We start from the raw sequence: 8,696 nt of genomic DNA on the forward strand, positions 1-8,696 counted from the left end.
TTAATCCATCTAACTAATATCATTTTTAGGCTATTTGCAAAATGAGGTTGAATAATTATATTACTCAATCTCATTTTCTTCCTCATAAATTTCAACCAAGGTTGGAATATGTGCTCCATACTCAGTTTTCATTTTCTTGTATTTGGTTGAAAAACTAAAGTTCAAATCTTTATTTGAAATAGCAGAAACAGGACTACCAGTACCAATTACTAGCTCTTGCGTTGGAGTAGCTTTGGTTGAAACCCTAGTCACTGACCTTGCAATTTTGTTATATAACATCTTTGCTCGAATTAGTTCAAAGGAATAACCACGCCCAAGTCTATTTGCTACTTTGGTTAAACCATTATGCCCCTCAGTATAAGCATTTGTAATTCTGAAAGGTGCATCCCAATAAGCAAAAATATCATTGTAATGATTGCCTACTGTTCTTGCGACATCGTTAAATTGAGGTAGGTCTGTAGGAATGTTTTCAGCCCAATCGTGAAATGCTTTCTCCGCTTCTTCTTTTGTTTCGCAGTCGTAAATTTTGTAGAAGCCTTCTTTAACATCATACGCAAGTTTAAGCTTAGGCATGGTTTTAGACATATCCTCAAGCATTGCAAGTTCTTGCTCATTTAAGCTATTAGGACGTTTTAAGGTTAACCATCTTAGATTTTTCTTAGCATGAAGTCGTGCTGCTTTATTAAATTGACTTTGCATCTGCTTTCGTTCTTTTTCCATCATCTCGCTTGCCATACGAACGACATGAAACTTATCAATGACTAATGTGGCGTTTGGTAAATAGTCCTGAAATGAACGCTTGAATGGTCGCCACATATCAGTACAAACCCATTCAACTTTTTCAGCATCAGGTAGATTCTTGAAATATGGTTTTAAGGTGTCTTGTTTTCGATCAGGCAACATATCATACAGACTACGCATCCCAATATTAGTAATCACACATCGCATTCCACCTGCCAAATTGAGTTCATCTATTCCCATAATGGACGGTGTTTCAAATTTAATGGTTTGCTCTAATTCCTCAATATAATCAGATGCAATATTCTTAATTGTATTGATCGCAAGTCCCGTTTCTTCTGCTATATGGGTAAATGTTTGATTTAGGCATCTTCGCTTAATCGCATCAATTAATCTACTTGTCGCTCGTCTTTTATCATCTAAAAAACTAAACTCAGGCATAAAGATGCTCTTACACTCTGAGCAACGATAACGATTGCGGGTGACTTCTAAAATAACAGGTTGCATCTGTTGCGGGGTGTCAGCAAAGTGATTGACACGACTACCATGTTTATACAGTTTGCCACCACAATTAGGGCATTGCTTTGCCATAAAATCGTCTAATGGTTCTACTGAAATCACGATAGAACCATCTTCTTTACGAATATCTGTAGGCTTAACACCCTCTAATTGCAGTATATCTAGCATGACTATCCCTTCAATTTCTCAACATCAAGTGTTTCACCGTCTTTAAGTAACTTATAGAGAGCTAACATAATATTTTGCATTGCCTGACTATCATTTTTAAGTAGGTGAGCTGATAAGGTTTGATGTGAAGATAGAGCTTGAATGATGGCATTGGTTACAGCAGTCGACAAGTTACCCTGTAATGCGGTTTCTTTAGTGTTGTTTTCGATCTGTGCCATGACCACTTCATCATCACGTAGAATCGCAGCGAGATGGTTAATAAAAACAGCTTGTTCATAGCGTGTAGAAAGATCACCAAAGGCAGCACTAATACGATCAATCACTTCTTGTAAATAGAAGAGTTGAGTCGGTGTTGGGTCGGTTGAACCTGTACCTGTAATTGGAACTACAGGTACAGTTGGGATTTCAGGGTTTGAACCGCCATCAGTATCATCGCCTTTCTTTTTAAAGATGCCATAACCTGTGAGTACGAGACCTGAAATATCCACCTCTTTAGCAGCTATACCATTTAAGCGTTTACCAACCAATTTACTGAACGAAGCAAAGTTTTCTAGCTCAGGGTCAGCAAAGTCGATGATTTGAGCAATATAGCTATAGATACGACCAAATCTCAGCAAGTCATTTTTAAAGTTTAGTAGTTTTTTAAGTTCTACATCTAAAATCTTGCGCTCTAATTCAGCTTGGCTCTTACCGCTTTCATTGCCTTCGCTTTTTGCTTTTTGATAAAGCTTTTCTTGAAGATCAATTGCTTCTTTAAGTGTTTTTAGTTTCTTGTTAAATAATCGAGTAGGCTTATCGGTTGCTTGATACAGTGCCTTATGTTGATTGTGATCATGGTTATCTTTGGCTAAATCACGAATTGTCTTAAATTTAGCATTCTTGAACGCTTCAAGATCATCTTCATCATAAAGCTCCATTTCATCTAATGTATCTTTAATGCTATAGACAATATTAGGGTCTTGGATGTTATACATCTCAGCACCGCTATCGTATTGTTTAAAGCATGTTTGAATCCATTCAGGGTCATTCACAAAGTCAATGACAAAGGTTTGGTCTTTACCTGACGTAGTACGGTTTAAGCGAGATAGCGTTTGCACAACCTCAACAGGATTGGCAATCTTCTTGTCTAAGTACATTGCACATAGTTTTGGTTGGTCGAAGCCCGTTTGGAATTTATTTGCTACCACCATTAAACGGTATTCAGGGCGATCAAAGCTGTCTCTTAAATCAGCGCACGGATTATCTTCATTTAGTGATTTTTCACTAAACTCGATATCATCACTGAAATTAAAGATGTCATGAGCATCTGTATCATCATCATGCTTTACAGCACTGCCTTTAATAGTGCCTGAGAATGCCACTAAAACACGATATTGGCTGTATTCAGGGTTCTCATTAATATATTTCTCTAAAGCAAGTTTATAGCGAATAGCAGCAGGGCGAGAGCTTGTCACAATCATAGCTTTGGCTTGGCTATTCAATAGATGTGCGACATTGTGGTGAAAATGCTGAACAATAAATTGCACTTTTTGAGTGACGTTTGTTGCATGTAGTGCCATCCAACGTGCTAATGCTCTACGAGCACCTTTTCCTTCCACTCGTTGTTCACTATCAACTGCATCACCACCCAACTTAAAGGCAGTCTTGTACGGCACATAACCTTTAAGCACATCAAGAATAAAGCCTTCCTCAATAGCTTGGCGCATCGTGTACAAGTGGAAAGGTAACGGTAGATTGTCATCTGTTGCAGTTTTGCCATCTTTGGTGCGACCAAACAGCATGTAGGTTGAATGTTTTGGGGTGGCTGTAAAGGCGAAATGGCTAATGTTTTTAATATTACCTCTCGCTTTCTGTACTTGCTCCAATAATTCTTCAACGGTTAACTTTTCAAGATCAGCACTCGATTTTAAGGCAAGGGTTGCTTGCAGCTTAGATGCTGTAGAGCCTGTCTGAGAAGTATGCGCTTCATCAACAATGATAGCGTATCTACGATCACTCAAGCTATTCTCAGTCAGAATTGCTTCCATGACATGCGGGAAGGTCTGAATCGTTACCACAATGATTGGCGTACCTGAGATCAAGGCATTTTCAAGCTGCTTGCTCTTTGTTCCACCGCCATTTTCTTTGTTTTCACGGCTAATAGTGGCAATCAAACCTTTTTGATGATCAATTTGTTTAATCGCTTCTTGAAGCTGATCATCCAAGACTGTTCGATCTGTTACCACAATCACAGAGTTGAAATATGGCGTACCATCATCTTGTCTTAAGCGAATCAAGCCATGACTTGTCCAAGCAATCGTTGAAGTTTTGCCTGAACCTGCACTATGCTCACAGAGGTAATTGAAGCCAACACCATTGGTTTTTGCATCATTGAGCATCTTTAATACTGCATCAAACTGATGGTAGCGAGGGAAGATTAGACGTTCATGAACAGTGTATTTACCTGATAGGTCGGCTTTCTTTTTCTTTTCCACATAAACAAAGTCATGGAAGATTTTGAGCCAATTATCAGGTTTGCAAATATCATCCCAAAAGTATGCTACAGGGTATTCACCATCAGCACCTACAGGAGGATTTCCTGCATGACCATCATTGCCTTTATTAAATGGTAAGAAGAAGGTGTTATCACCATCTAAGCAGGTGGTCATGTAAATTTCTGAGTCAGATAAAGCAAAGTGAACAATTGCACCACGCTTACTTAAAAGGAGTGGTTCTTTTCGATTGGTTTTTGGGTCAATTGGCTTGCGGTCTTGCTTATATTGTTCTTTTGCAGCATCAATTGACTGATTGAAATCTGTTTTGATCTCAACGGTTGCCATTGGTAAACCATTAATAAAGAAGACTAGATCAATACGGAAATCACGGGTTGGATTGTATTTAAGTTGTGGAACAACTCGTAAACGATTGAATTTGTAATTTCTAAGCGTTGTTTCATTACGTTTATCTTCGGGAGCTGTTTCAGTAAGATGGAGAATACCGCCTAAACCCGCACCTGCGATTTTAAAACCTTTACGAAACACAATAAGATTTGACTTATTTTCAATTTCAGCACAAAGGCTACGAACAATGGTTTTTTCTGTATTTTCACCATAGGTATTATAAAGATTATCCCATTTTTCAGGCTGAGAATCTTTAATCCAACCGATCAAATCTTCGGTATAAAGTGCGGTGTCAGTGTCGTAGTTTTTGCTTTCACCAACAAGCCAACCCTGTGTCTTGAGTTTAGACACAATATATTCTTCTAAGTGTGATTCGTAATGTGCTTTGTCTGAAAGTAGCATGTTCATATTTATTCTCACATATTCAGTTGATCTATGGTGTGTAGACCCCCTCTACACACCATTACTTGTTTTATTTCCTGAATGCTTTTTTCAGGTTAGGCAACTAGGTCACGTACATCAATTTTCCCTGTAACTGCATGGGAGATGATAGAAGTACGGTAGCTTTTGAGTTTTGTAATTAGCTCTCTTTGTTTGGCAATCAATGTGTCAATTTTTGATGATTTTTCATCAAGAAGTTTAACGATCTCAACTTGTTCTTTTATTGAAGGTAGCCAAGCTAAGCGACTTTTTAAAACTCCTTGTGAAACACTGTAGACTTTAACCCCCTTCATTTCAGTCCTCACTTGACTTCGATAAGCTTGAGAATCAAACATATAGGCTAGATAGCGATGGTTTAATCCACTTTTAGGTCTTGCAATAATAGTGTGATAACCTGCAAAAACAGTAGATGTTTGATTTAGATAGCTAAAATTACCTGAACCCTCTAAGTCTTCTGATGTATCGGCAAAAATAAAATCTCCTTCATTAAGAAGGCAGTTTTTATTGGATTCAATAAAATCATGGGAAACACATTTAAGTGGATTGTCCAAAGGATTAAATTCAAATCCGTATTTTGAGTGAATTTCACCATAATTAATGCAAGGTATGCCTTCATCACTCAAATCTTCTTTAGTGATTGTTAAACCTTTACCAAAGTTAAATAGATGTCTAGTTTGTAAAATTTTCCAATGCTCAGGCACTTCACCCAACCATTCAACACCACTGTCTTTCATTGGCACATTTGAATCTAGACCTTTCGTTACCGCATGAGAAATGACGGATTTACGGTGTTTTTCCAACGTCTCGATTAACTTTTCTTGCTTGGTAATTAAGTTGTCGATACGTGATGTTTCAGAGTCGAGGAATGAAATGATATGATTCTGTTCAGTTAAAGGTGGCACTAATAAATTGATGTGTGTAAAAGCATCGTGCTCTAAATCCCATTGGTTTACACGGATACCTTTTGAGAAATTTTTATAACTTTGAATAAAGTATACTGACCGTATCAAATGGTGAATATATTTAGAACAATATGATTGTTTAGGCTCATAAATGTAATATGCAGGACTTACAATTCCTTTGTATTCAGAAATAGCAATTGAACCTTGCCACGCCTTCATTTTATTAATAACAAGGTCATTAGGTAAAACAAGTTGATAAGGAGTTAAATCTTCTGATGCACGATTATGATTATCATTTCTACTATTTTTAGGGATTACGCCATAATCTCTATAAACAGATAGTAGAAGCTCGTTAGGGTGATTGGTTCGTTTAGTACGAGTGAACATACTCCATATAGGTTTTTGTTCCCAATGTTCAGGTATTTTACCTAACCATTCCACACCACTGTCTTTATAACTTGGGTACTCTTTAAAATCCATGATTACACCTCGCCCAAATCTTGATCATCAACAATGCGTAAAGCTGTTTGTTTAGCCCCTAAATAAGTGCTTTCATCAATCTCAAGCTCCAACCAAGTTTTACAATGTTCACATTGAAATGGGGAAGTATTTTCATAATCTTCAAGCACAATATGTTCTTCGCAATTAGGACAAATCATCATTAAATCTCCCCAAGCAACTGAGCAACTTCTGCTGAAAGTTTTTTGATCTCAGCAAGTGTTTCATTCGGATGGCGAGGTTGTTCAAACTTGTAGAAATAACGGTTAAAGTTAATTTCGTAACCAACTAAACCAACTTGTCCATCCTGAGCATCTACCACTTTTTCATCAATCACTGCATCAGGTGCATGTGGTAAAATCTCTTTCGCCATATACGCTTGAATATCCTGATTTAAAGGGATGCTTTCAGCGTCATTTAGTTCTGTATCAAAGAGCACATCACCATTTAAAGTGATAATTTCAGCATCAGGATTTTTATCGCCAAACACGTTAATTAAAGCTTCGTTTAAAGCCTTACTAATTTTTTTAATCGGCAGCTTGGCAATAAATTCAGACTCTAACCAAGCAAATGATTTTGGCGTATCGTCAAATTGATCAATGAATTTCTGAACTTCATTTTGATCAGCTTCACTCAATTTAATAAAATCTTTATTCGACTTTAAAATAGCTTTATTTTCAGCATTGAAATGGAAGTCCATGCGTAAAGGACGTTTAACTTGTACTTGGCGATAACCAAATTCAGTGTAATCAAAGATTTTACTGATTTCGCTTTCTTCAAAGTCTGCGTAAATACGAGTAATTTCAGCAATCGAATCATCATCTAGATAAGTGCGCTTGTTGCCTTCATTCTTACGCATTGAAGCACCCAAACCTGATGCATCAATAAGCTGTACCTTGCCTTGTCGATGACTTGGTTTTCGGTTTGAAATCAACCAAACATAGGTTGTAATACCTGTGCGGAAAAAGATTTCTGTCGGTAATGCCACAATAGCTTCAATGTAGTCATTCTCAAGCAACCAACGTCTAATATTTGATTCGCCTGAGTTCGCTTTACCATTAAATAATGGTGAACCTGAAAGCACGATTGCACCACGACCACCGCCATTTTCAGGTGTTTCAAGCTTTGCAACAAGGTTCTGCAAAAATAGCATTGAACCATCACTACTTTTTGGCACACCTGCACCAAAACGACCTGCAAAACCAAGTTTTTGTTCTGCCTTTACTTCTTTGGAATCTTTGTCCCATTTCATACCATAAGGAGGATTGGCACATTGGTAGTGGAAGCGTTTACCTTCGTATTGGTCGTTGCTCAATGTACTACCAAGTTTAATATTTGCAGATAAATCACGGCTTGGGTCTGTTTCTAACCGTTTTAACAGCATGTTACCTAGAGCAACAGCATGTGTTTCAGGTTGAATTTCTTGACCATGTGGAACTAATACAGGCGCAACTTTGTATTTATCTTTATAGGTTTCAACATGATTCATCATGTCACTTAGGAAGCCACCTGTTCCACATGTCATGTCGTACAATGTACGAACTAGACCTAAGTTTTGCTCAAATAAGTCATTATCAGGATGAAGTAATAAAGTTGTCGCTAAATGAACAACATCATGCGGTGTCATGAAGTCTTCCGACCCCGTACCCACTTCTGCACCAAATTTAGCAATTAGATGCTCATACACATTACTCATGGTACGGTCAGGAACAGCATCAGGATGAAGATTTATTTTGGCGAAGTTACCTGAAATTAAAAGTAGAAGATTCGCTGCATCTAATTCAGCAATAATTTGAGCAAACTTAAAGCCTTCAAAAATCTTACGAACATTCTCTGAAAACTTTGAAATATAGTCTTCAAGGTTAGCTTTTGTTTTGTTGCCACCTAGAGTTGAAAGACTGTAATTTGAAGTATTGTAAAAAGGGCGTTGGCTTGCATTTTTTAGAATGGCATCAAGTGCTAGGTCTTGATCTTTGAATTGCTCATAAGTGGCAAGGACTTTTGCCTTGTTTTCTTCTAACACACACTCTAATCGTCTAAGGATGGTGAAAGGTAAAATGATTCTACCGAATTGAGTGTGTGGAAAGTCCCCACGCAAATCATCGGCATTTTTCCAAATAAAGTTTGTTAGTACGGTGTCATTGTTATTTGGGGTGATAACCATTTGTAATTTTCCAACCTTAGAATGCATAGATGGAATATATCATGATTTAATTGTTTTTCAACCTTGTAATGCAAAAAACAAAGTGAAAAGCTTATAGTTTATTTCTTTATTGATTTTAGATTACCAGTAAATTTTCTTATGAAAAATCCACCTTAAAATGCAAAATTTAAAATAAATTCTAGCAACTGTTTTCAACCTTATATTGCAATATTTAAAAACGCAGATTCAAATCCCAAGTGCAACACATTTGTAGTTAGTTGAAAAAGTTAGGTGTATTCATAGAATCATTAGACTTTTTCAACTCGCAATTGGAAAGCACACAATGAAGAAATACACCCAACTTTCTCAAGATGAAAGATACGAAATTTATGCTACTTTGAAAAGTAA

The 8,696-nt window shown here is 37.1% G+C and carries 5 protein-coding genes; all 5 read right to left on the minus strand.

Annotated elements, in window-relative coordinates; translation table 11 throughout:
* Positions 1-60: 60 nt before the first annotated feature.
* Complete coding sequence (locus F960_RS14930; protein WP_004866775.1) at positions 61-1,425, minus strand: ISL3 family transposase; 1,365 nt, start codon at positions 1,423-1,425, stop codon at positions 61-63.
* Positions 1,426-1,427: 2 nt separating this feature from the next.
* Entirely contained in the window at positions 1,428-4,712 is a 3,285-nt protein-coding gene (locus tag F960_RS14935; RefSeq protein WP_004866778.1) for a type I restriction endonuclease subunit R, read from the minus strand.
* 89 nt (positions 4,713-4,801) lie between these two features.
* Positions 4,802-6,127: a restriction endonuclease subunit S gene (locus F960_RS14940; RefSeq protein ID WP_004866780.1), complete on the minus strand. Its 1,326-nt coding sequence runs from the start codon at positions 6,125-6,127 to the stop codon at positions 4,802-4,804.
* Positions 6,128-6,129: 2 nt separating this feature from the next.
* Positions 6,130-6,309, minus strand: coding sequence for a hypothetical protein (locus F960_RS14945; RefSeq protein ID WP_004866783.1), 180 nt, complete (start codon positions 6,307-6,309; stop codon positions 6,130-6,132).
* The gene (locus tag F960_RS14950; protein ID WP_004866785.1) at positions 6,309-8,309 is read right to left on the minus strand and encodes a type I restriction-modification system subunit M; all 2,001 of its coding nucleotides are present in this window, start codon (positions 8,307-8,309) and stop codon (positions 6,309-6,311) included. The genes F960_RS14945 and F960_RS14950 overlap by 1 nt, the downstream gene beginning before the upstream one ends.
* Between the last annotated feature and the right edge of the window lie 387 nt (positions 8,310-8,696).

It is taken from the genome of Acinetobacter gerneri DSM 14967 = CIP 107464 = MTCC 9824 (assembly GCF_000368565.1).
Classification (GTDB): domain Bacteria; phylum Pseudomonadota; class Gammaproteobacteria; order Pseudomonadales; family Moraxellaceae; genus Acinetobacter; species Acinetobacter gerneri.